Origin of the sequence: Brevundimonas sp., assembly GCF_046299535.1 — a bacterium.
Taxonomy (GTDB): domain Bacteria; phylum Pseudomonadota; class Alphaproteobacteria; order Caulobacterales; family Caulobacteraceae; genus Brevundimonas.
Genome location: NZ_JBKBIB010000011.1, coordinates 1 through 23,045, shown reverse-complemented (window position 1 = coordinate 23,045; position 23,045 = coordinate 1). Strand labels below are relative to the sequence as shown.

The window sequence follows — 23,045 nt, the reverse complement described above, 5'->3', positions numbered from 1 at the left end:
TGACCCACATAAGACCTGATCCAAAGGTGTTTGCACGGCGCGTGCCTACGGGTCGGGCCCAGGGCAATGCACGGCCTAAACGGCGTTTTCCAGATCGTTCACCAGTTCCTCCAGCATGAAGGTTTCCCGCTGAATCGACAGCCCCATGGTGGCCTCGAGGCGTTTCATCACGCCACGATTGTGGGCGATGGCCTCGTGGAGCTCCACCCAGAGCGGCCGCATCCCGTTGGCCGTTTCATAGGCTTCCATTCTTGTGGCGCGCAGTTCAGGATCGATGTCGCAGAAAAAGAAGTGCGACGTCATGTGCATCAGTTCAAAACCCGACCGCCGATGCGGCCGCAGTTCTTCAATATATCCGAAGTTGCGCTGAACGCGGACATTGCTGGCGCCGGTTTCCTCTTCAAGTTCGCGACGCAGACCGTCGATCAGGTCTTCTTCCTCGGCGACGCCCCCACCCGGAAAACTGAAATCATTATATCGCTCGGTGAATAGCAGCAGGATCGAGGTGTCGCGCATCACGATTCCCCGCGCTGCACGGCGGGTGAGGATCGCACCCGTCACGGCCTTGACGTCGGGGTGGACGAGTTTCTTGATCAGTCTCATTGCGTGGTGTGGTCAGCCCAAATGATCGGCGCTGCCTCCGGAGCCTCTCGCTCCAGGACGCGGGCAGCATGACGGACTCTGAGCGAGCCCCCCGGGAGCAACGTCACGAAGAAGCTGACCTAGGCTACTCGATCCGTTTGGGCTGGCAAGGCAGCGCGCGAGATTAGCGTCGTTCTGCGTCTCTAAAGCCGCCTCCTGCAACGAGATGGGTCTTTCGGGGCCGCCCTTGTCTCACCGGCCGAAGCCAATCCTTCGTGCATAAATCAGGTACTTGTCATTGGCCACATCGTACCGACCGACCTGCGCTGACTATTCGTGCAACCAAATGCGCCCCCTCCCGTAAACAGAGATCGCTGGTACTCGATCGGAGTGCGGCGGCAATCCCTTCTGACGGAGATCTGGCCATGCCGGCGGACACTGCACAATCCGCACTTGCTGAACGCCGGGGCTGGCGATGGCTATACCTCGGCCTTGCGACGGTTGTCGGCGCGCTGGGCCTCGTCATGGCCGTTCTGGGCGTCTGGCTGATCGCGCTCGGAGGATCGTTCTATTACCTGCTGGCCGGCGCCCTTCTGACGGTCGGCGCCGGACTGGCGTGGCGCGGCCGCGACCGGATGGCACTGCTCCTGTTCGCGGCAGTTTTCCTTCTGACGCTCGTTTGGTCGCTCGTGGAAATCGGTGGAAAGGGCTGGTTGCCGGCATGGGGCATCGACCTGGCCGGACGGGTCGGGCTGCTCGGCGCCCTGCTGGCCGGCGTGGGACTGGCCTGGCTGATGTGGCGTGTCCCGCCGCGCGCGACGCCGCGCCGGGACGCACTGGCCGGGGTGGCGGTCGCGGTCGCCGCCCTGGTGATCGTCGTCTTCGTGAGCTGGGAACGGACCGAGGCGCCGGGCGGCCAGACGCTGGCGGGGAACGCAGGTCCTCCCGCAAACGGCGTCGGGCAAGACGCGGGCGCGGACTGGACCGCCTATGGCGGCACCAACGGCGGCCGGCGCTACTCCAGCCTCAGCCAGGTCTCGACCGCCAACGTGGGCGATTTGCAGGAAGTCTGGTCCTTCCAGAGCGGCGACCTGAACCCGCAGGAGGGCCGGGTTTTCTATTCGTCCCAGAACACGCCGATCAAGGTGGGGGATCTGCTCTACACCTGCACACCGACCAACCAGGTCTTTGCGCTGGATCCGGGTACGGGCGAGGTGCGCTGGAGCCACGACCCGCGGGTTCCCGCCAGCACAATGGAATCCCTGTTCACCGCCGCGTGCCGCGCGGTCGCCTACCATGACGACGGGGCGCCGGCCGGTCGGCCTGAAGCTGTCTCCACCATGCCAGCTGTTCCTGGCGCCGTCGGCCCCGTGCCCCGGGGCGGGAGCCAGTGTCACCGCCGGATCTTTGTCGCCACGGCCGATGGACGCCTCATCGCGCTAGATGCGGTCGGCGGCTTCCCGTGCCGCGAATTCGGTCAGGACGGCGTGGTCGACATGACCGCCGGCATGGGACTGCGCGAGGCTGGCTTCGCGTCTAACACCTCGGGAGCGACGGTGGCCGGCGGGCTGCTGATCCTGGGGCAGCAGGTCAGCGACAACCAGCGGCGCGATGCGCCGTCGGGCGTGGTGCGGGCCTATGACGCGCGTACGGGCGAATTGCGCTGGGCGTGGGACGCGCTGCGGCCGGACGCCCGGGCGGCGCTGGCGCCCGGAGAAATCTATCCGCGCGGCACGCCGAACGTCTGGAACATCATCTCGGCGGACGAGAGCCTGGGCCTGGCCTTCCTCGCCACCGGCAACGCGGCCGCCGACCAGTGGGGCGGCAACCGCACGGCCGAGGAGGACCGCTTCACCGACGCCGTGGTGGCCGTCGATCTGGAAACTGGCGCCACGCGCTGGGTCTACAGCACCGTCACCCACGATCTGTGGGACTATGATCTGGGCGCCCAGCCCATGCTCGTCGACGTCATGATCGACGGAGTCTCGCGGCGGGCCGTCATGCAGGCCAGCAAGACCGGCAATCTGTTCCTGCTGGATGCGGCCACCGGCGAACCCCTGCGCCCGGTCGAACAGCGGCCGGCGCCGCAGGGCGCGCCTCCGGGCGACTGGGTGGCGCCGACCCAACCCCAGTCCGTATTCTTCCCCAACATCGGCGGCGTCCCGGGCCGCGAGCCGGAGCGAATCGACGCGCGCCATGCCTTCGGCCTGACCCCGATCGACGCGGCGCTGTGCCGGATCAGTTTTCACCGTCAGCGCTACGAGGGCATGTTCACGCCGCCCACGGATGAACACGCCGGCATGCTGCTGTTCCCGGGAACGGTCGGCGGCCTGAACTGGGGTGGCCTGGGCTATGACCCCGAACGACGGTTGATCATCGCCAACAATTCCCGCCTGCCGAACCTGGTCGTTCTGCATCCCCGCGAGGAGGTGGTGGATCAGCCGGTCGGCTCGGGCGGGTCGCGTCCCGATCAGGCGGTCGCCCCCCACTCCGGCACGCCCTTTGGCGTGACCCGGCCGATCTGGTGGTCGGCGCTGCGGGTGCCCTGCATCGCGCCCCCGTGGGGCTACATCTCCGCGACCAGCATCGACACGGGCGAGGTGGTCTGGTCGCGCCCGCTGGGTACAGGGTTCGACTCCGGCCCGCTGGGCATTCCCACCTTCCTCAAGATCGCCACGGGCACGCCCAATCTCGGCGGCCCCCTGGTGACGGCAGGCGGCCTGACCTTCATCGGCGCGGCGCAGGATAACTTTCTGCGGGCGTTCGAGACAGAGACCGGCCGGCTTCTTTGGGAGGCCCGCCTTCCCGCCGGGGCCCAGGCGGGGCCGATGACCTACGAGCACCAGGGTCGCCAGTACGTGGCGGTCACGGCCACCGGCCACGCGCGTTTCGAAACCACTCCGGGCGACTATCTGAAGGTTTACGCCCTGCCCGAATGATCGTGTCCTCAGTAGATGTTCGACACGCGGGCCGTCAGTCGGAAGCTTCCATAGAGCAAGTAAGACGACAGAGCAGCTGTGGCGCCTACAGCCTTTCCCATGTTCGTCTCCGGGCAAACCTGAACGCAAAGGGAAGTCCAGAGTTATTGATGTAGTCGCACTCGAAGACGCTGTTCGGAGCCTACCCTGACCCGCCCATCAAGCTTCACAGAAGCCCGTGCGCGCTATGAAGCGTGGCTGATCAAATGCCTTAGAAATTTCACATGCTTGTATTGCGGCGACGCCGCGTCAGCGCATGATGTCGAGCTTCCGCGCTCGCTGTTTCCCGTTCTTTATCGTCTTGCCCAGCGCCATGGCGCAACGCCGGACGCGCCCATTTGCAAGGAGTGCGCCCGGGCTACGACAGGAATGGAATTCTCCACGCCCGGCCAGAAGCGCCGGGCCGCTCATGCCGCAATCCGACGATTGTACGCGGCGGAACTCCGCACGGCAGACTGGCGATCAGAGGAGCTGGAGGAGTTGGGCTATAGCCTGAAGACTGCCGTTACGGGCGGAACCCACCAGAAGTCTCGCCAGCTAAAGCGGCTCCGGTGGCCGCGGTAGGCCGTCGATCAATTGCCGGCCGGTGAGTGACAGGAAAGACGACGCCACGACCGGGGCCGCTGATGATCAGAGGCCGAAGTGATGCTAGCGTAGTTGAATGCGTTATCTTCCCTTGCTGCTCGTTTTTCTCGCGGGCGTCAGCCTCGCATTCTGGAATGCGTCCAACACAGTCTCTGTCTATTGGCCCCTCTTGATTCTGGGCCCGCTGCTGATGATCGGCGTGTGGGACTTGCTGCAGACCGGCCATACGCTTCGCCGAACCTATCCCTTGAGCGCGCACTTCCGGTGGCTCTTCGAATGGCTGCGCCCTTACATGCGGGCGTACCTTCTTGACAGCGACATCGAAGGTCGGCCGTTCAGCCATCGCCAGCGAGCGCTGGTCTATCGGCGGGCCAAGGGAGAGGAAGGCGTCAACGCGTTCGGCACGCAGCTGGATGTAGAGAAGCCGGGCCACGAGTGGATCAACCATTCGGTTGTCCCACACGAAAACATCGAGCCGGGGTTTCGCGTCCCGATTGGGGGCTCTGCTTGCACGGCGCCCTACAGCGCCTCGATCCTGAACATCTCGGCCCTCAGCTTCGGCTCACTGAGCGGCAACGCGATCGAAGCGCTGAACCTCGGCGCCAGGGCCGGGGGCTTCTATCACGACACCGGCGAAGGCGGCATATCGGATCATCACCTGAAGCATGGCGGCGATCTCGTCTGGGAGATCGGCACGGGATACTTCGGCTGCCGCACCGAAGACGGCCAATTCGATCCGGCCGAGTTCGCGCGCAAGGCGGCGCTTGAACAGGTCAAGATGATCGAAGTGAAGCTCAGCCAGGGGGCCAAACCCGGCCAGGGCGGGTTGCTGCCGGGACCCAAGGTCAATGACGCCATCGCCAGAGCGCGAGGCGTGCCCGTCGGCGAAACCGTGCACTCGCCGTCGCGGCACAGCGCCTTCTCGACCCCGCGCGAGATGCTCGAGTGGTTGGCGGATTTGCGGCGCCTGTCAGGCGGCAAGCCTGTCGGCTTCAAGCTCTGCATCGGTCACCGCTGGGAATTTCTGGCGATCGTGAAAGCGATGCTGGAAACGGGCATCACCCCCGACTTCATCGTCATCGACGGCGCGGAAGGCGGGACCGGCGCCGCGCCGAGCGAACTGTCCGACCACGTGGGAACGCCTTTGCGCGAAGGGCTCGTCTTTGTCGTGAACGCGCTGATCGGAGCAAACCTGCGCGACCACATTCGGATCGGCGTCGCCGGGAAAATCTTCGACGGGCACACCATGGCCGCCGCCCTTGCCCTGGGGGCGGACTGGTGCAATTCGGCGCGGGCTTTCATGTTCGCGCTCGGCTGCGTGCAAACCCGAAAATGCCACACCGACGCCTGCCCCACCGGGGTCGCTACCCAAAACCCCTGGCGCGAGGCCGGTCTGGTCGTCGAGCGGAAGGGACCTCGCGTCACGTCCTTTCACAAGGAGACCCTGGACGCCCTGGCAGACTATGTCGCCGCAGCAGGACTGTCGCACCCGTCGCAACTCCGCCCCGAACATCTGCGCGTGCGTCACGGCAGCGGCGAGGTGCGCAGCGCCGACATGATCTATCGCTACCTGAGCCCCGGCGCACTGCTGTCCAACGAGGCTCCCGAGGACTACGCCCGCTGGTGGGCGATGGCCGATGCTGGCAGCTTTCTGCCAAGAGAGCAGCGAGTGGACATCCGGCGCGCTTGAGCCGATGAGCTCTGTCACACCCGGCTCCAGCCCAAAGTCCTCTGATTGACCTTCCGCACCCTGCTTCGCCGCGACGGCCCGGTCCTGGGTTACGGGTTTGCCTTCACGTTCGGCTCCAGCGTCGGGCAGACGTTTTTCATCTCGCTGTTCATTCCAGGCATCGCTGTCGCGGTGAGCATGAGCGAGACGAGGCTGGCGGCGTTCTATGGCGTCGCGACCGTCGCCAGCGCCATGGCTCTGCCGTGGTTCGGGCGGTTGATCGACCGCGCGGACATCGCTCGCTACGGCCTGATGACCGGCGCGGCCCTGGCCGTCGGGTGCTGGCTGATGGCGGCGGCGATCAATCCCTGGATGGTGCTGGCGGCCATGTTCGTACTGCGGCTGGCAGGTCAGGGGCTCATGTCGCACGTGGGCCTGACAGGCGTGGCCCGATATTTCGACCGGGATCGGGGCAAGGCCCTGTCTCTGACCGGTCTGGGGCACGCCGCCGGCGAAGGCGTGCTGCCCATCCTGATGGTCACGGCGATCGCGGTGCTGGGGTGGCGCATGACCTATGGCGTGGCGGGCGCAGTGGTGGGTCTGGCGCTGGTCCCTCTGGCAACGTGGCTGATCCTCAACAACCCGGTCTTCCGCCGGGCGAAGGGCGCCGAAGGGGCGAGCGGCGTCCGACAACCGAATCCATTGCTGCGGTCAGGTGCTTTCTGGGCCCATCTGCCGCTGTTGCTGCTGTCGCCGCTGACGGTCACCGCCCTGATCTTCCACCAGGGCCTGATCGCCCAGTCCAAGGGCCTCGAGCTGACGGTCTTCGCAGCCGCCTTCGCCGCCTTCGCCCTGGTGCAGATTCCCACGTCGCTGATCGTGGGCCCCGTTGTCGACAGGATCGGATCACGGGGGCCGCTGCTGCTGCATCTGGCGCCGCTGGCGGTGGGGGCGGGCCTGCTCGCCACGTTCAAAGGCGCCTGGGCGGTCTGGGCCTTTCTGGCGCTGATGGGCGTCACCAACGCCGCCGGCGCCATCCTGCGCACCGCCATCGTCGCGGAATGGGTGGCCCCGGCCCGCATGGGAGAGGCGCGAAGCTTCCTGACGGCGCTGATGGTGCTGTCCACGGCCATCGGTCCTGCGCTTTACGGCGTGCTGATGGAGGCCGGCGTCAGCGTTTCCGGTCTGTTGTGGCTGGCGTCGGCGAGCACCCTCGCGGCCTTGGCCCCCGGCGTGATATATGGGCTGGCGGTTCGAGAACGATGATTTTCTGTTGCGTCGCACAAGCTATCTGTCTAGGAGGGCCGCGCACGTGCTGCTGTCCTTTCTGGACGGTCTAACTGCTGCGAAAGGGCCTCCCCGCCCTCGCCGCACCTGCGTGCACCGGAACAATTTAATCAGAACCGCCCTGCGGCGGTCACGCATGGCCGCGAGCGGCCGTGCGAGAGGATATCTTGAATGAATCTCGCAGTCCTGCGCCAGACCTGGTTCGGCAACGTTCGCGGCGATCTGCTGGCGGGCGTCGTGGTGGCTTTCGCCCTGATCCCCGAAGCGATCGCCTTCTCCATCATCGCGGGCGTGGATCCGGCGGTCGGGCTGTACGCCTCGTTCGCCATCTGCGTGGTCATCGCCTTCTCGGGGGGGCGGCCGGGCATGATCTCGGCCGCCACGGGCGCCATGGCGCTGCTGATGGTGACCCTGGTCCGTGAGCACGGGCTGCAGTACCTGCTCGCCGCCACGGTCCTGACCGGCGTCATCCAGATCATCGCAGGCTACCTGAAGCTGGGCGTACTGATGCGCTTCGTCTCCAAATCGGTCGTGACCGGCTTCGTCAACGCCCTGGCGATCCTGATCTTCATGGCCCAGATCCCCGAGCTGACCAACGTGGGCTGGCAGACCTACGCCATGGTGGCCGGGGGGCTGGCGATCATCTACCTGTTGCCGCGCCTGACCAAGGCCGTGCCGTCGCCCCTGATCGCGATCGTCGTCCTGACCGCCATGGCCATGTTCATGGGCATGGACCTGCGCACCGTCGGCGACATGGGCGAACTCCCCTCGACCCTGCCGATGTTCCTGTTGCCGGACATCCCGCTGAACTTCGAGACCCTGCTGATTATCCTGCCCTATTCGGCCACCCTGGCTGTGGTCGGTCTGCTGGAATCCCTGATGACCGCGACCATCGTCGATGACCTCACGGACACGCCCAGCGACAAGAACCGCGAGTGCAAGGGCCAAGGCCTGTCCAACATCGTGGCCGGCTTCATGGGCGGCATGGCGGGCTGCGCCATGATCGGCCAGTCGGTGATCAACGTGAAATCGGGCGGCCGTGGGCGTCTCTCCACCCTGGCGGCGGGCGTGTTCCTGCTGTTCATGATCGTGGTGCTGGGGCCGTGGGTGGCCCAGATTCCCATGGCCGCCCTGGTGGCCGTCATGATCATGGTGGCCATCGGCACCTTCAACTGGGGCTCGATCCGCAGCCTCAAGGACCATCCCAAGAGCTCCAGCTTCGTCATGCTGGCGACCGTGGTGGTCACCGTCGCTACCCATGATCTCGCCAAGGGCGTTTTCACCGGCGTGCTGCTGTCGGGCATCTTCTTCGCCCAGAAAGTGGCGCGTATCGTCGCCGTCCGCTCCACCGAGGTGGATGACGGGCGCGGCAGGGAATATGTGGTCCTAGGTCAGATTTTCTTCGCCTCGGCCGACGCCTTCGTGAACAGCTTCGACTTCAAGGAAGCGGTCGAGCATGTGAGCATCGACGTCAGCCGCGCCCACTTCTGGGACGTGTCGGCCGTCGCCGCCCTGGACAAGGCTATCTTGAAGTTCCGCCGCGAAGGCACGACGGTGGAAGTGATCGGACTGAACGAGGCCAGCGCCACGATGGTCGACAAGTTCGGCATCCACGATAAGCCAGGCGCGCTCGAACGCCTGCTGAGCCACTGAGGAAACGGCCATGACGAAAGTTCTCGCGTGTATCGATGCGTCAATCTATGGCGTCAGCGTCTGTGACCATGCGGTCTGGGCCGCACGCCTGCTCAAGACGGATGTTGAGCTTCTGCACGTGCTCGACCGGGCCCCGGACGCGGTGGCTGCGGACATGTCCGGCAGCATCGGCCTGGGCGCCCGCGAACACCTGCTCGACAATCTGACACGGCTCGATGAAGAGCGTGGACGTCTGCGGATGGAGCGGGGACGCGCCCTTCTTGAAGGCGCCGAAGCGCGTCTGCGTGACCAGGGCCTGACCGTTGAGACCCGGCTTCGGCACGGCAGCCTCGTGGACAATGTGACCGAGCTGGAGGGCAACACCCGCGTTGTGGTGCTGGGCAAGCGCGGCGAGGCGGCGGATTTCGCCAAGCTGCACCTGGGCGGCTCGGTGGAACAGGTGGTGCGGTCCACCACCCGGCCCGTGCTCGTGGCCTCGCGCGCCTTCAAGCCGATCCAGCGCATCCTGCTGGCCTATGACGGCGGCGCCAGTTCCCGGAAGGCGATCGAGTTTCTGGTCTCTGATCCGGCGTTCAAGGACTTCGACGTACACGTGGTCATGGCGGGCTCGGCCCGTGCCGAGAACGAGACCCACATGGCCTGGGCCGACGCCCAGCTCAAAACCTGGGGCGGCGCCTTCACCCTGGAGCTGCGCGCCGGCGATCCCGAGAGCGTCATCTCCGACTATGTGAAGTCGGCGGACATCGACCTGCTGACCATGGGCGCCTACGGCCACTCCCCGATCCGCCGCTTCATCGTCGGCAGCACCACCACGGCGATGATCCGCACCTGCATGGTTCCGGTGCTGCTGTTCCGCTGATGATCTCCGACCGGAAACGGCCGCAAGCTCTGGGCTACGCCACGCCCTGGCTGTTGGTAGTGGCAGCCATCACCATTATCGCATGGCCGATCTTGCTCCCGCCAGACGCCGTGACAGGCAGCCTCGTGGAGAACGGGCCAGTCGAAATCGCCAGCGGTGTCGCACATTTCCTGACCGCCGTTGTCGCGGCGATTCTAGCGCTGAAGTTTGGAGGCGTGCTGGCGTTTCTGGCCGTGCTGTCGGTGCTCATGGGCCTGCGCGAGCTCGACATGCACAGCGCCGCCACGACCCACGGAGTGTTCAGCCTGAAGCTCTACAGCAGCCCCGATGTGCGGCTCACCGAAAAAGTCTCCTCCTTCATCTCGGTTGTAGTCCTCATCGGGGCACTTGCGGTTCTGGCTTGGCGCAATCGCCGTGGGATCCAGCGATTGTTCGCCAGGGGAACGCTCACGCGCGCCTCTGCCGTAGCCTTTGTCGCTGCCTTGCCGGTGCTCAAGATCGTTGATGGTCTGCCGCGCAATCTCGCGGATTTTGATGTGATCTTGTCAGACATGACCCTGCTCCGGCTACTGTCGTTCGAGGAAATCGGCGAAATGTTCCTCCCGGCCCTGGTTCTACTGCTCGTGGTCCAGATCGTGGCGACGAGCCGCCGCCCCAACCTGGATCCAGCGCAACGCTGAGAGTTTTCAAGAGACATTCAGGCTGCTAAAAGCCTGTACCGGTTCCAACAAGAGAACCATGGCATCCCGACAATCTGTCGGGCGTCCATCTTCATAGCCTGTACGCGCGAGCGCCAGCCTGCGGGTCCTTTGTGATCCGTTCGAACGCTGACCGCCGCGCGCTCTATGTCTCCGCTTCGGCGAGGGCTTGAAGATCGTGGCGTCTTGCGTTCGGCCCCTCCCAAGGGCGGCCGACGTCTCCGCGTATTCATGTGGGTTCGCCCACCCGGAGATGCATTCGCATGCGCGAAGACCAACCAATGCCCCGGTCCCTGCCCGAGGGCGCATCCGAAATCGCGGCGCCCTGTGAGCACGATCGCTGCCGCGAGCTCCGCCTGAAGCTGAGGGAGCTCGTGTGGCGCGTGGATCAGGCCCGTGCACAGCTGGAATCAAAGGATCGGGCGATCGACGACCTGACGCTGGCCCAGTTTCTCGACACCTCGGACCTGCATCCTCTGATGGAGGCTCCCCGATGAGACGTTCAGGACCGTCAGGCCCCTCCGACACCCTGCTCATCACCAACGTCCTCAAGATCAAACCAAACGCCACGCCCGAACAGGCTTCGCGGATTGCTCCGGCCCTGGCCAAGCTCAACCCGGCGGATCTCGCGGAACGCATGAATCAGGCCCGCCAACGCCTGAAGATCGAATCCCCGAAATCGCAGAGGAGCGCAGGATGAGCCTGACCAAGGCGCCGCCGAGGGGCCGCATCGAAACGACACACGGCCTCTACCGCATCGTGGCCGCGACGCGGGGCATGACCGCCAAGGCCGTCGCCTACGCCGGCATGCGCCGTATCCTGCAGACGGATGGCGACGATGAGGAAGCAGCCACAGGCGAGGCCCTGCGCCAGTTGGATGCGCGCACCGAAGCCCTGCGCATCGCCAGAGTCGAAGGCGTCCCGACAGCCGAGGAATACCTGGACGCCCTGTCCGCGCTGGCCCCGGCGAATGCCCGTGGCGAACTGATGCGGATGCTGGGCGTACATATGCGCCTGCCGGACGCCGAGGTCACGGCGGCGCGGCTGGCGCGGATCTCAAGCCTGGACGAGGGTGAAGTCTGGCGAACCTACGGGCGGCTGGGCAGACGGATTTCCGCCGCCCTCACCTTGGGTCGTGAGCGTAGGCGCAGCGGCGACCGCTATGTGGTCGATGCTTTCGCCGCGGTGACGGAACAGGATGATGACCTTGTCATTCGACTTCATCCGAGCTTCGTCGAGGCTGTCAGGAGTTTCCGATCATGACGCAGGATTCGCAGGGCCAGGGCAATCCAAACCAGGAGCCGTCGGAAGCCGTCGTGGCGGAGTTCAAGGCGCTTCTCGAGCAGCGCCTGATCGACCTGGACTCTCTGGACACGGCCACCGAGCAGAATCGCAAGCCGGTCGAACTGGATCAGCAAAGCATTGGGCGGCTGTCACGGATGGACGCCATGCAGCAACAGGCCATGTCGTTCGCTTCGCAGGGACGCAGACACGGCGAAAGACGGCTCGTACAGGCGGCGCTTGCGCGCATCGCTGATGGGGAGTTCGGCTGGTGCGCGGCCTGCGGTGAAGCCATTGCCCCCCGCCGTCTGGCGATCGACCCCACAACGGCCACCTGCATTCACTGTGCGACCAGTGGGTAAACGACCGCGTCCAGCGCCGATGAAGACCCAAAAGCCGCGCGAGGCGTTCAGCCTGCAAGCAGCCAGGATAATGAAAAGGAGACCTGCATGCCTGTGACCCAGGCCCTTGATGACCACGCCTATCGAACCTTGGCGGCGATGGCAGCAGCGGAACTCGGCTACTATGTCCTGCTCAGTCCGCATTCATCGCGGCGGGCAAAGAATAGCGGATGGGCCACTCCGCACGGCGTATTGTCGGCCTTTGGCCAGGCCCTGTTCCTCGCGGAGCAAGGACGCCGTCACTCTTGAGCCTGACGCGCGCACTCAGCGGCGCGAAGCGGGACGCGATCCTGGTGGCAGCGGAACCAGTCTCACTGCGCCCGGTCGACCCTCATCGTCCGGTGCGATCTCGAAGGAAAAGCGAAGACCCTTTTCGAGGCCTTCGAGGCCGATCTTGTGAACCTCCTTGACGTGGACGAACACCTTGGGTTCCCGGTCATCCCTGGAAATAAAGCCGTAGTCGCGCTCCGGACTTACGAATTTGACGGTTCCAACATGCATCCAGGACGACTCCGACTCTCGGGGGACAGGGACACGCAGCCCCATCACAAGGCTGACTGCGTCAGGTGACCCACGTCAGTCTGTGTTAAACCAACACAGTCCCGGCTAACAGGTTCAGAAGGCCACGGCAGTGGGCCGTCATTGTCGCGGCAATACGGGCCGGTGGAAGGCCTTGCGTCCCAGCGGCGCCTCTACTGAACGAATCCCGATTCGACAGGGCCGAGCCCTCTGTGAGTAGGACGCAGATGTTCGCTCCGCTGAGGAACGCATGCGCGCCAGCATGGAAGCGGGCATCTTGGCGGTCCGCTTTGAGCCCATTCCGGACTCTGGGGTGTAGAGGTCGGAATGGCGGCAACGGGCTCTTAGCTGACGTTCGGAAGGTCCACACCCGGGTTTGTCTGAACCGCGCCACTCACAACCCGTCAGTGCCCGGTCCGGGCGCTCTGGAAAATCATCCTACGACGAGGGGCAGCTCCTGGAGCGGTAGGCGACCGCAGCTGGGACACTTTCCCGGCAGAGTTCGTTATTCCCCGACGAAGCCAGATAGGTTCGGGCGATAGCTGGCAGGGCTCTCAAAAATTGTGATCGCGAATACAGATTTCTCAGAGATTGTGACCGCATCCCGCCGCAGTCTCAGATATTCTGAATTTTCGGCCTCTGGGATTGTGAATCTTGTCGCGAGAACCTGATTCAAATCAAAGTGTGGGGGTCTCAGATTTTACGACTCGGACCAAAGCTCTACATCACCACGCCGTCACCCTTCGCCCGCAAGTGCCGCATCGTGGCGCGGGAGAAGGGGCTGTCCGATCGCATCGAGGAGATCACGGCCGACCCTTACGGCGACGCGCCCGCCCTGCTGGCGGCCAATCCGCTGGTGCAGGTCCCGGCCCTGATCGCCGGCGATGGCGAAGCCATCACCGACAGTCCGGTGATCTGCGAATACCTGGATACGCTGGGCGAGGGGCCGCGCCTTGTGCCCGCTGACGGCGCGGAGCGCTGGCGGGTCAAGCGGCTGGAGACCCTGGCGAACGGCGTGCTGGAAATGGGCGTCAAGCTGGTGCTGGAGAAACGCCGGCCCGAGCATGAACGCTCGCCGTCGTGGATCGCGCGCTGGAGCCGCAACATGGCGCTGGGGCTCGACGCGCTGGAGGCCGCCGCGCCCCGGGCCGAGCCGCTGGACGTGGGCGTCATCACCGCCGGGGTGGCCGTGACCTGGATCGGATTCCGGCACCCGGACATTGACTGGCGCGCCGGGCGTCCGAATCTGGTGGCGCTGCAGACGGCGCTCGAGGCCAGGGACAGTTTTCGCCAGACCCGGCCGGAGGTCTGAGGCCGGATCGACAGGCGCCGTGCGAACGGCGTAAACAGCGGCCTTCCCGATCCACGGAGACGTTCCTTGCGACTGCCCCAGGCCCGCCTAGACCAGGTGCTCGACCGCTTCCATCAGGTGGAGGCCCGCATGGGCGCGGCTTCGGACGGCGCCGAGATCGTGCGCCTGTCCAAAGAGCACGCCGAGATCAAGCCGGTGGCCGACGCGGTCAACACCCTGTCGAAGGCGCGCCAGGACCTGGCCGATCTGGAGATCATGGCCCGCGATCCGGAAATGGCGGCCATGGCGGGCGAGGAACTGGAAACCCTGAAGGAGACCTTGCCGGAACTGGAACGGCAGGTGGCCCTGCTGCTGGCGCCCCGCGACGCGGATGAGAACGCCAGCGCCGTGCTGGAAGTGCGCGCCGGAACTGGCGGGGACGAGGCGGCCCTGTTCGCGGGCGACCTGTTCCGCATGTATTCCCGCTACGCCCAGACTCGCGGCTGGCGCGTCGAGGTGGACTCCGCCTCCGAGGGCGAGGCAGGCGGTTACAAGGAGATTGTTGCCACCATTTCCGGCGACGGGGTCTTCGGGCGGCTGAAGTTCGAGAGCGGCGTTCACCGGGTCCAGCGGGTCCCCGCCACTGAAGCGGGCGGTCGCATCCATACCTCGGCCGCCACCGTCGCGGTGCTTCCGGAGGTGGAGGACGTGGAGATCGAGATCCGCGATCAGGACATCCGCATCGACACCTACCGGGCCTCGGGCGCCGGCGGTCAGCACGTGAACAAGACGGATTCGGCGGTGCGCATCACCCACCTTCCCAGCGGCATCGTGGTGACCTCGTCAGAGAAGTCCCAGCACGTGAACCGGGACAAGGCCATGAAGAACCTGCGCGTGCGCCTGTACGACATGCAGCGGCAGGCCAAGGACATGGCCCGCTCCGACGCCCGCAAGTCGCAGGTGGGCTCCGGCGACCGGTCCGAACGCATCCGCACCTACAATTTTCCGCAGGGACGTGTGACGGATCACCGGATCGGCCTGACCCTGCACAGCCTGCCCCAGATTCTGGAGGGGGACATCGACCCCGTTCTGGACGCGCTGATCGCCGAGGACCAAGCCGCACGTCTCGCGGACCTCGAAGCGCAGTTCCAGTAAAGGGAACCGGCGACCCGGCCATGCTTTGAATCGGCACAGGCAGGAGACCACCCATGAGCGACGATACGAGAAAGACGACGGACCATGGGGAACGGCCGGACATGGGACATACCCCCGATCAACTGGCCGAGACCCTGGACCAGGCCCTGACGGGATCGAACGGCGGATCAGACACGCGCGCGGGCTCGCTGCGGGGCGGATCGGCGTCCGGCTCGGACATTGATCCGGACCAGCAGGCCATCGACCGGGTTCTGACCAGCGAAGGCATGGCCGCCGCCGAGACCGGGGATGACGGCGATCAGGATGGCGCCAGCGCCATCCGGAACACCGGGCGCAAGGGCGGTCCAGGCGACGACGCGGACGCCGCCACCGGCTGAGCATGATCTGGCCGCTTGCCCGCTCCCCGGCGATGCGCCACGGTGCGCAACGTATTGATAGAGGACGGTCTTCATGCGGCGTCTGAGCCTGACCCTTGCAGTTGTTTTCGTTCTGGGGGCTTGTGGCGGCGGCGATCCCGAGCCCGAACCCTCCCCGGCTGAAGCGGGGTCCGAATCCGCCGCCGACGAATCGCCGGCGGCTGAAAATTCCGCCACCCCCGCCGTGTCGGTGGAGGCCGGGACGCCGATCCCCACGGAGGGGCGACGGGCGTCCCCTGACGCTCCGGCCTTTGCGGTCATCTATCCCGGGGGCGTGATCGACGAGAGCGCCGCCCCGACCCGGAGCGAGGCCGGCCCCGGCGGCATCGTCACCTATGTGACCGCAGCCTCGCCGGATGATGTGATCGCTTTCCACCGGGCCCGGGCGGAGGCCGAGGGCCTCGCCTCCGTGATGGCCATGAACCAGGGCGAGGCGCGAGCCTATGGCGCCCATTCCACCGCCGACGGCGGAAACCTTTCGGTCTTCGCGACGCCCGTCGAGGATGGCGGCACATCGGTTCAGCTGGTCTGGAGCGAAGGGGGGTGAGACGGGCGCGTCTGCTCGCGGGCGCCGTCGCCGCGGCCTTGCTGGCGGCAAGCTGCGCCGTGAACGCCTCCTTTCCCGCGCCGTCCCGTGTGGAGTCAGCCGCAGCACCGCAGCCCTACCTGGCCCCCGAAGTCCTGGCGTTCCTGGCCAATGAGGTCCCGCCGCCCGTGACGGACGGTTCGCCCGAGGCGGCGGCTGACCTGCGCGAGTCCCTGCGATGGACGGCGCTGGAGGACAGCGACCGATGGCGTCTGGCCCAGACCCATGCGGAAGTACGGCCCCATCTGGCCGTTCAGCATTTTGACTGTCCCTTGAACACACGCCTGGCCGATGCGCCCCCGCCCGCGCTGTTGCGCGTTCTGGGCCGGGCCCTGCAGGACGCCTCGGTCGCCTCCAATGCCGCCAAGAGCGTCGGCTTCCGCCCGCGGCCGATCGCCGGGGACCCGGACCGCCGCGCCTGCATTCGCGTGGATGACGACCTGAGGGCCAGCGCCTCCCACCCCTCCGGCCACGCCACGGTCGGCGCCCTGTGGGGACGCATCATGGCCGAGGTCGCGCCTGACGAAGCCGAGGCGCTCACCCGCATCGGCGAGGAGATCGGCGTCAGCCGCGCGGTGTGCGGCCTGCACTATCCCTCGGACGTGGCGGCGGGCCAGGCCCTGGGCGCGGCCCTGTTCGAGGCCCTGCGCGAGACGCCGGACTACCAGGCTGATCTGGTCGCCGCCCGCCTGGAGGTGGCGCAGGCGCGTACGTCGGGTCATCTGAACCCCGGCTGCGCGGCCGAACGGTCCGCCCTGGGGCAGAGGCCGTCCTGACACTGATCGTCGCCCTGATCGCCCTGCAACTGGCGGCCGAACCGCCGGCGCGGTCCTGTTCGCCGGAAGAGACGGCCGCTCTTCTGGCCCCCGGCGTCCATGACGATCCGCCGGTGCGCCTGACGTGCCGGGCGCGCCTCGGCCCCGGAGACCGCGTCACGCGCCGCGTCCTGATCGAGGGGGCGGAGGCGTCGGGGGCGGGGCTGATCTGCGACGGCGCCGTGGTCGGTCGGGAAGGACAGGCGACCACGACCCGGGCGCCCACCATCGCCATCTGGTCGCGCCGCGACGGGGAGGACTGGAGCCGCCCCCGCAATATCCTGATCCGGGGCTGTCATGTGCACGGCGCGATCCGGGTCTGGGGCGTCGGCGCGGGCCAGCGGATGGACGAGCTGCGCCAGTCCTCCTACCGGGCGGACCACACGGGGCGCTTGCAGGCCGCCGCGCCGGCGACGGTGCGTCTCGAGGACGTGACCATCACCGGCACGGGCTCTATTCCCCTTTATGTGGGCCCCGGCGTCACCGGCCTGAGCCTGACCGGCTCGCGGCTGGACGGACGGTCCGTGTCCACGGCCATCTATCTGGACGCCGAGAGCGGGCTGAACACCGTGAGCGACAACACCATCGCCGTGCGTACCGGGCGCGAGGTCATCGCCGTGGACGGCTCGGCGGGCAACGTCATCAGCGGCAACAGCATCGCCCTCAGCGCAGGCGGCCTGACCAACCGGGGCGGGGTGTTCCTGTACCGCAACTGCGGCGAGGGCGGGATCGTCCGGCATCAGACGCCGTCGAACAACCGCGTCACCGGCAACACCTTCCACGCCTCATGGTTCGGCCCGGCGCGCGCCGTGGTGGTCGGGTCGCGCGAGGGGAACCGGCGCTACTGCGACGCCGACGCCGGCCATCCCTTCGGCAGCAGTGTGGACGACGGCGACGGCGCCACGGGCAATGTGGTCGAGGACAACCGGATCGAGCGGGGCTTCTAGGCGGGCTTGCCGGTCAGGGCGCCGTACAGGTCCGTGCGCCGGTCGCGGAAGAAGCCCCAGGCGGCGCGGTGGCGGTCCAGGAAATCCAGATCGAAGCTGTGCACCAGCACGCCCTCGTCATGGCGGCCCAGGGTCTCCACCAGATCGCCCCGGTGGTCGGCGATGAAGGACGAGCCGTAAAAGGTCTGGCCCGCCTCCGTGACCTGCTCATGGCCGGTGCGGTTTGCGCCCACCACGGGCACGACGTTGGAGACGGCGTGGCCCTGCATGGCCCGGCGCCACGGCTCGGCGGTGTCCAGCGAGGGGTCGTGGGGCTCGGACCCGATGGCCGTGGGGTACATCAGCACCTCGGCGCCCATCAGCATCATGGCCCGCGCCGTTTCCGGGTACCACTGGTCCCAGCAGATGCCGACGCCCACCTTGCCGAAGCGGGTGTTCCAGACACGGAATCCCGTGTCCCCCGGCCTGAAATAGTACTTCTCCTGATAGCCGGGTCCGTCGGGGATATGGCTCTTGCGGTAGACGCCCAGCGCCTCGCCGTCGGCGTCCAGCATGACCAGCGAGTTGTAGTAGTGCGGCCCGTCGCGCTCGAAGATCGAGACCGGGACGGCCACGCCCAGATCCTTGGCCACCGGGGACAGGGCGGTCACGCACGGGTGTTGGCGCCACGGATGGGCGGTGGCGAACCAGTCCTCTTCCTGCGTCACGCAGAAATAGGGTCCCTGGAACAGCTCGGACGGCAGGATCACCTGCGCTCCCTTGTCGGCGGCCTGACGGACCAGATCGATGGTCTTGTGGATATTGGCCTGTAAGTCGGTCCCGTAGGACGTCTGGAGCGCGGCGACGGAAATCGTTCGAGTGGCTAGTGGCGAGTGGCGAGTGGCGAGTGTCATTTCGGACGCCTTTTCAGGGCTGCGATCAGGGCGGCCAGCATGCGGCTGATCTCATCAGCTTCGGCCAGGATGGGCTTAGAGGTTGCGTCGTCGAGATATCCGAGACGCGCGGCGAGAATGAGAAGGGTCTCGACCTCGGCCAACGAGCCGCGTGCGATGCCCAGAAACTGAAGAAACTCGCCGGTCGAGCGTCGGGCGCAACCCTCGGCGATGTTCGCGGGAACCGAGACGGCGGCTCGTCGCACCTGGCTTGCCAGGCCAAAGCGTTCATCCGACGGCCATGTGCGACTGGCGCTGTAGACCACCGTGACCCAATCCATCGCCCGCTGCCAGACGATCAGGTCCCGGTAGTGGCGAACCTCGCCACGCGTCACTCGCCCCTCGTCACTCATTCCGGCTCCTGCTGGGTGATGCAGTGGAAGGACCCGCCGCCGGACAGGATGGCGAGGGAGGGCAGGGGGATGATCGGGCGGTCGGTGATGACCGTGGCCAGCGCCTCGCAGGCCAGGCGCGCGGCGGTCTCGTCGCCATAGGTGGGCACGATCACCGCGCCGTTGGCGATGAGGAAATTCATGTGGCTGGCGGGGACAACCTTCTCGTCCTCGTCCACCACCACGCCGGGCGAGGGGATGCGGATGACGCGCAGGGCGTTGTCGTCGGCGTCGGTCATGGCGGCCAGATCGCGGGCGGCCGCGTCATAGACGTCGGCGTTGGGGTCCTTCGTCCCCCAGGCCACCGGGCAGGCGACCACGCCGGGCGCCACGAAGCGCGCCAGATTGTCCACGTGGCCGTCGGTGTGATCGTTGAACAGCCCTTCGCCCAGCCACAGCACCTTGCGGGCGCCCAGCGCGGCGGCCAGCGCCGTCCCGGCCGTCGCCTCGTCCCAATCGGCGTTGCGGTTGGGGTTCAGCACGCACTGGCGGGTGGTCAGGATCGTGCCGGCGCCGTCATGATCCACCGCGCCGCCCTCGAGGATGAAGGCGTGAGGCGTCAGGGCCGCGCGGGCGTGGGCGGCGATCTGACCAGCCACGGCATCATCGTGCTCAAGCGCGTACTTGCCGCCCCAGCCGTTGAACTCGAAGGCGTGGGCGACGCCCTTCGCATCGAAGATGGGTCCGGTGTCGCGCAGCCAGATGTCGCCGAAGCGGCCGTCCACCACCTCAACATTCGCCACGTCGGCGAAGCGGGCGCGGGCGTCATCCAGCGCCTCGGCCTTGCCCACCAGCAGGCGGACCTGCTCGCGGCCGGGCCCGGCCAGGACGCGGACGAGGGCCTCCACCTCGGCTTGCGCCGGTTCGAGGTTCTCCTCCCACAGTTCGCCATGGCTGGGCCAGCCGACCCACATGGCGCGGTGCGGGCTCCACTCGGCGGGAATGACGGTCATGGCGGGATCCTGAAACGCGAAAGAGGCGGCGCGCGCACATAGCCACGCCTGTCCCGCCATTCAACCTGCACCGCGCCCAAAGAAAAAGGGCGGACCCGAAGGCCCGCCCTGATCCCTTGTGCCTGAGCGGCAGCCCTAGAAGCTGTAGCGCAGGGTGGCCATCATGGTGCGCGGCGCGCCCACATTGGCGAAGCGACGGCCGTAGCCGAGCTGGCCGGGGGTGGCCGAGGCGCCGGTGCCGAGGTTGCCGTAGTACTGCTCGTCGAACAGGTTGGTCACGTTGAACTGCAGATAGGTGCCGTCCATGCCGAAGGGCGCGAAGTCGAAGCGGGCGTCCAGATCGACCACGGTGTAGGCCGGAACCGACAGGTCATTGACGTCCGTGACAAAGCGCGAGCCGACGTACTTGCCCTGGAGGCCGGCCGAGAACACCTCGTTGAACTGGTACGAGGCGCGCAGGGCGAACATTTCCTCGGGAGTTTCAACCTGCTTCTTGCCGGCGGTCGGCAGAACCGCGCCGGCGGCGTTGAAGACGTAGTCGTCCTGCAGTTCGCTGTTGAGGAAGGTGGCCGAGGCGTAGAGGCTCAGGTCTGCGGTGGGGGACCAGCCGACGGAAGCCTCGAAGCCCAGGGACTCCACGTCGCCGACGTTGCGGTCAACAAAGGTGTCCAGGTCGGGATCGAAGGTGCTGACGATCCGGTTGCTGAACTCGTTGAAGAACACGGACGCCTGGGCGACCACGGTCGGGGTGGTGAAGCGATAGCCCACATCGAAGTTGCGCGAGGTCTCGGGCTGCACCGTGGAGTTGCCCACCGTGCCGTCGGCCAGGCGCGCCACGGTGTAGAGGCTGTCAGTGCGGGGCGCCGACAGGGACTCGTTGTAGCTGCCGTAGATCGAGTGGCCGCCGGCGAACCGGTAGCTGGCCATGACGTTGGGCAGAACGTCGTCGTACTTCACTTCGCGCGAGTAGGGCGCGATGTACTGTGTCGTTCCGCGGCCAGCGAAGGTGACATTGCCGTTGGCCAGCGTGGCATTCGGCACTTCAGTGGTGCAGAGCACGTTCGACGAGGCGTTCTGGCTGTAGCAGTACTGGTTCAGCTCCCGCTTGAAGAACGGCGCACGCACACCCAGGGTCAGGGTGAGATTGTCGTCCAGGAACAGGCCGCGATATTCCAGGGAGATCTGGTTCAGAGTGGCGTAGGACAGACGATCGCGCGCCTGCAGAACATTGCCGTCGAGCCCGATGACGCGGTTCTCGCGGTCGTTGCGACCACCGAACCAGTCCACGAAGCGGGGCTCGCTGGGGTTCGAGAAGTCGATGAATCCGAACTCGCCGGTCTGACGGTGACGGCCCTCGTCGAAGGCGTAGGCGGCGCGAATCCGGTGGCTGGGGCTGAAGTCCCAGATCAGCGAGGTGTTCAGGCCGTAGCGGTGGGTGTTGGTGTTGGAAGGCGTCATCACCCGAACGCTGTCCAGGATGTCGCCGTCGCCGTTCAGGTCCACGCCGCCGACGCCGGCAGCGCCACGAAGACGAAGGTCGGTTTCGGACAGGACCGCCTGCTGGGTGCCGCCGTTGGCCAGGGTGTACTGGAACGAGGGGTCCACCGTCAGCAGCAGACCTTCAGCCAGGGTGAACCGGGAGTTGAGGCGGATGTTGCCGGTGTTGGACGGGTTGATCCGCAGACCCCAGTAGCCAGTGCCGTTGGGATCGGTGTCGGCCACCCCGGCGCGCACGGGCGCCGGCGTGTAGAAGCGGTCGAAGTCCAGGTCCCAGCCGAAGGGGTTGGCGGGATCGTCCACCTGATCGCCGCAGACGACGGTCTGGGCCACGTCACAGAAGCCGGTGGCTGTGCGCAGGTTCGGGCCGGTGTAGGAGAAGTTGCGGTTCTCGTTGTAGTGACCCGAGAGGGCGACGAAATCGCCGTTGGATCCGAAGGGCTGGAAGACGCGGAAGTTGTACTGGGTCTTCTGCAGGTCGCCCTTGCCCTTGAACTTGTCGTACTCCTGACGCGACACGGCGAACCAGGCGCTGGTGCCCCACGGACCGATTTCACCGGTGTCGATCAGACCCATGATGCGGCGGTAGTTTGAGTCGCCCAGCGAACCCTGGACCCAGCCGCCGAACTCGTTGGCGGGGCGGCGCGTGATGTAGTTGATGGTGCCGCCGGTGGCCGAAGCGGTCGGGCTGTCCACGTCGGTGGAGCCGGTGTTGACCGAAGCGCGCTCGATCAGTTCCGGATCCAGCTGCTGGTTGGTGTAGGTGGCGTAGTTGCCGGTGTCGTTCAGCGGGATGCCGTCGAACGTCAGCGACACGCGGTTGCCGTCGAAGCCGCGCAGACGGATGTTGCCGCCCGAGGAACCGTAGGGGTCGGCGTTCGTGAAGTTCAGACCCGGAGTCAGGTTCAGGGTCTGCAGGATGGTTTGTCCCGCCGGCTGGGTGGCGATGAATTCCTGATTGACGGTGTTCCGGGTCTTGGCGATCGTCTCGCCGACGGCCAGGCCATCGATGTTGGCGGGGCCACGGGCGCCCGTCACGATGAGTTCCTGCACCTCGGTGGCTTCGGTGCCGGTGGACTGGGCGGAAGCGGCGGAAGCCGCGGCCAGGGCGATGACGACGGCGGAGGCGCCGTAGGCCAGATGGTTGAGTCTCATTCTCAGAGTATCCCCTCTCTGCGGTCGTGCAGCGCCCGGCGGGCGATGATGATGCGTACGACCATGATGGATAGGCGCCGTTTAGGCCCCACTCCCGACACTCGGAAGACAGATATGCCTCGTTTTTGTGACAACGGGGGACGTGTTGCAGTGCAGCAACATTGTCGGGACGCTCACCCCGAACGACGATCCGCCGTGAGGTGAATGAATTCAGCCGCATACGGATAATCTCGACCCGGCGGCGTCAAGTTGCGTTTTTAACCTGCTTCCGGCCGCGTCGCACAGGAAAACGCCCGCCTGGCGTGAGCCGGGCGGGCGTTTGAAGTCTTTGGCCGAAGGCCGTCGACATCTTCGGGAACCGTTCCCCTCCCGGCCGGAGCCGGGAGGGGCTGGT

The 23,045-nt window shown here is 66.4% G+C and carries 23 protein-coding genes; 17 read left to right on the top strand and 6 right to left on the bottom strand.

The window, feature by feature from the left end; genetic code table 11:
• Positions 1-75 precede the first annotated feature (75 nt).
• Positions 76-603 carry an NUDIX hydrolase gene (locus ACK4FB_RS10445; protein ID WP_409751620.1) on the bottom strand — a complete coding sequence of 176 codons (528 nt, stop codon included), beginning with the start codon at positions 601-603 and terminating at the stop codon, positions 76-78.
• Positions 604-1,007: 404 nt separating this feature from the next.
• On the opposite strand from ACK4FB_RS10445, the gene ACK4FB_RS10440 reads away from it, so the two are divergent.
• From ACK4FB_RS10440 to ACK4FB_RS10390, 11 genes are all read left to right on the top strand, one after another.
• Complete coding sequence (locus ACK4FB_RS10440; protein ID WP_409751618.1) at positions 1,008-3,521, top strand: membrane-bound PQQ-dependent dehydrogenase, glucose/quinate/shikimate family; 2,514 nt, start codon at positions 1,008-1,010, stop codon at positions 3,519-3,521.
• A 700-nt stretch (positions 3,522-4,221) separates the two neighbouring features.
• Complete coding sequence (locus ACK4FB_RS10435) at positions 4,222-5,835, top strand: FMN-binding glutamate synthase family protein (protein ID WP_409751615.1); 1,614 nt, start codon at positions 4,222-4,224, stop codon at positions 5,833-5,835.
• Positions 5,836-5,880: 45 nt separating this feature from the next.
• A complete protein-coding gene (locus ACK4FB_RS10430; RefSeq protein WP_409751612.1) occupies positions 5,881-7,080 on the top strand; it encodes an MFS transporter in 1,200 nt (399 codons plus the stop codon).
• 192 nt (positions 7,081-7,272) lie between these two features.
• Positions 7,273-8,754, top strand: coding sequence for a SulP family inorganic anion transporter (locus ACK4FB_RS10425; protein ID WP_409751609.1), 1,482 nt, complete (start codon positions 7,273-7,275; stop codon positions 8,752-8,754).
• Positions 8,755-8,764: 10 nt separating this feature from the next.
• Positions 8,765-9,613 carry a universal stress protein gene (locus ACK4FB_RS10420; RefSeq protein WP_409751606.1) on the top strand — a complete coding sequence of 283 codons (849 nt, stop codon included), beginning with the start codon at positions 8,765-8,767 and terminating at the stop codon, positions 9,611-9,613.
• Entirely contained in the window at positions 9,613-10,293 is a 681-nt protein-coding gene (locus ACK4FB_RS10415; protein ID WP_409751603.1) for a hypothetical protein, read from the top strand. The genes ACK4FB_RS10420 and ACK4FB_RS10415 overlap by 1 nt, the downstream gene beginning before the upstream one ends.
• A gap of 299 nt (positions 10,294-10,592) precedes the next feature.
• Positions 10,593-10,808 (top strand): hypothetical protein, encoded by a 216-nt coding sequence (locus tag ACK4FB_RS10410; RefSeq protein ID WP_409751600.1) that lies wholly within the window; start codon positions 10,593-10,595, stop codon positions 10,806-10,808.
• Positions 10,805-11,011, top strand: coding sequence for a hypothetical protein (locus ACK4FB_RS10405; protein ID WP_409751597.1), 207 nt, complete (start codon positions 10,805-10,807; stop codon positions 11,009-11,011). Before ACK4FB_RS10410 ends, ACK4FB_RS10405 begins: the two co-directional genes overlap by 4 nt.
• Positions 11,008-11,574 carry a hypothetical protein gene (locus ACK4FB_RS10400; RefSeq protein WP_409751594.1) on the top strand — a complete coding sequence of 189 codons (567 nt, stop codon included), beginning with the start codon at positions 11,008-11,010 and terminating at the stop codon, positions 11,572-11,574. Before ACK4FB_RS10405 ends, ACK4FB_RS10400 begins: the two co-directional genes overlap by 4 nt.
• Positions 11,571-11,954 (top strand): TraR/DksA family transcriptional regulator, encoded by a 384-nt coding sequence (locus tag ACK4FB_RS10395; protein ID WP_409751591.1) that lies wholly within the window; start codon positions 11,571-11,573, stop codon positions 11,952-11,954. The genes ACK4FB_RS10400 and ACK4FB_RS10395 overlap by 4 nt, the downstream gene beginning before the upstream one ends.
• A gap of 87 nt (positions 11,955-12,041) precedes the next feature.
• Positions 12,042-12,242, top strand: a complete 201-nt coding sequence (locus ACK4FB_RS10390; RefSeq protein WP_409751588.1) for a hypothetical protein — start codon at positions 12,042-12,044, stop codon at positions 12,240-12,242.
• Positions 12,243-12,257: 15 nt separating this feature from the next.
• On the opposite strand, the gene ACK4FB_RS10385 is transcribed toward ACK4FB_RS10390, so the two are convergent.
• Positions 12,258-12,494 carry a cold-shock protein gene (locus tag ACK4FB_RS10385; protein WP_409751586.1) on the bottom strand — a complete coding sequence of 79 codons (237 nt, stop codon included), beginning with the start codon at positions 12,492-12,494 and terminating at the stop codon, positions 12,258-12,260.
• A gap of 700 nt (positions 12,495-13,194) precedes the next feature.
• Between ACK4FB_RS10385 and ACK4FB_RS10380 the strand changes: the two genes are divergently transcribed.
• The 6 genes from ACK4FB_RS10380 to ACK4FB_RS10355 all read left to right on the top strand — a co-directional run bounded on the left by ACK4FB_RS10380 (position 13,195) and on the right by ACK4FB_RS10355 (position 17,722).
• A complete protein-coding gene (locus ACK4FB_RS10380; protein WP_409751583.1) occupies positions 13,195-13,824 on the top strand; it encodes a glutathione S-transferase N-terminal domain-containing protein in 630 nt (209 codons plus the stop codon).
• Positions 13,825-13,890: 66 nt separating this feature from the next.
• The gene (gene prfA, locus ACK4FB_RS10375) at positions 13,891-14,958 is read left to right on the top strand and encodes a peptide chain release factor 1 (RefSeq protein WP_409751580.1); all 1,068 of its coding nucleotides are present in this window, start codon (positions 13,891-13,893) and stop codon (positions 14,956-14,958) included.
• A gap of 53 nt (positions 14,959-15,011) precedes the next feature.
• Positions 15,012-15,335 carry a ribonuclease gene (locus ACK4FB_RS10370; RefSeq protein WP_409751577.1) on the top strand — a complete coding sequence of 108 codons (324 nt, stop codon included), beginning with the start codon at positions 15,012-15,014 and terminating at the stop codon, positions 15,333-15,335.
• A gap of 73 nt (positions 15,336-15,408) precedes the next feature.
• The gene (locus tag ACK4FB_RS10365; protein ID WP_409751574.1) at positions 15,409-15,921 is read left to right on the top strand and encodes a hypothetical protein; all 513 of its coding nucleotides are present in this window, start codon (positions 15,409-15,411) and stop codon (positions 15,919-15,921) included.
• Positions 15,918-16,736, top strand: coding sequence for a phosphatase PAP2 family protein (locus ACK4FB_RS10360; protein ID WP_409751571.1), 819 nt, complete (start codon positions 15,918-15,920; stop codon positions 16,734-16,736). The genes ACK4FB_RS10365 and ACK4FB_RS10360 overlap by 4 nt, the downstream gene beginning before the upstream one ends.
• Before the next feature lie 113 nt (positions 16,737-16,849).
• A complete protein-coding gene (locus ACK4FB_RS10355) occupies positions 16,850-17,722 on the top strand; it encodes a right-handed parallel beta-helix repeat-containing protein (protein WP_409751568.1) in 873 nt (290 codons plus the stop codon).
• On the opposite strand, the gene aguB is transcribed toward ACK4FB_RS10355, so the two are convergent.
• From aguB to ACK4FB_RS10335, 4 genes are all read right to left on the bottom strand, one after another.
• Entirely contained in the window at positions 17,719-18,615 is an 897-nt protein-coding gene (gene aguB, locus ACK4FB_RS10350) for an N-carbamoylputrescine amidase (RefSeq protein ID WP_409751565.1), read from the bottom strand. The genes ACK4FB_RS10355 and aguB overlap by 4 nt on opposite strands.
• A complete protein-coding gene (locus tag ACK4FB_RS10345) occupies positions 18,612-19,007 on the bottom strand; it encodes a four helix bundle protein (protein ID WP_409751562.1) in 396 nt (131 codons plus the stop codon). The genes aguB and ACK4FB_RS10345 overlap by 4 nt, the downstream gene beginning before the upstream one ends.
• Positions 19,004-19,999 (bottom strand): agmatine deiminase family protein, encoded by a 996-nt coding sequence (locus ACK4FB_RS10340; protein WP_409751559.1) that lies wholly within the window; start codon positions 19,997-19,999, stop codon positions 19,004-19,006. The genes ACK4FB_RS10345 and ACK4FB_RS10340 overlap by 4 nt, the downstream gene beginning before the upstream one ends.
• A 135-nt stretch (positions 20,000-20,134) precedes the next feature.
• Positions 20,135-22,651, bottom strand: a complete 2,517-nt coding sequence (locus ACK4FB_RS10335) for a TonB-dependent receptor (protein ID WP_409751556.1) — start codon at positions 22,649-22,651, stop codon at positions 20,135-20,137.
• Between the last annotated feature and the right edge of the window lie 394 nt (positions 22,652-23,045).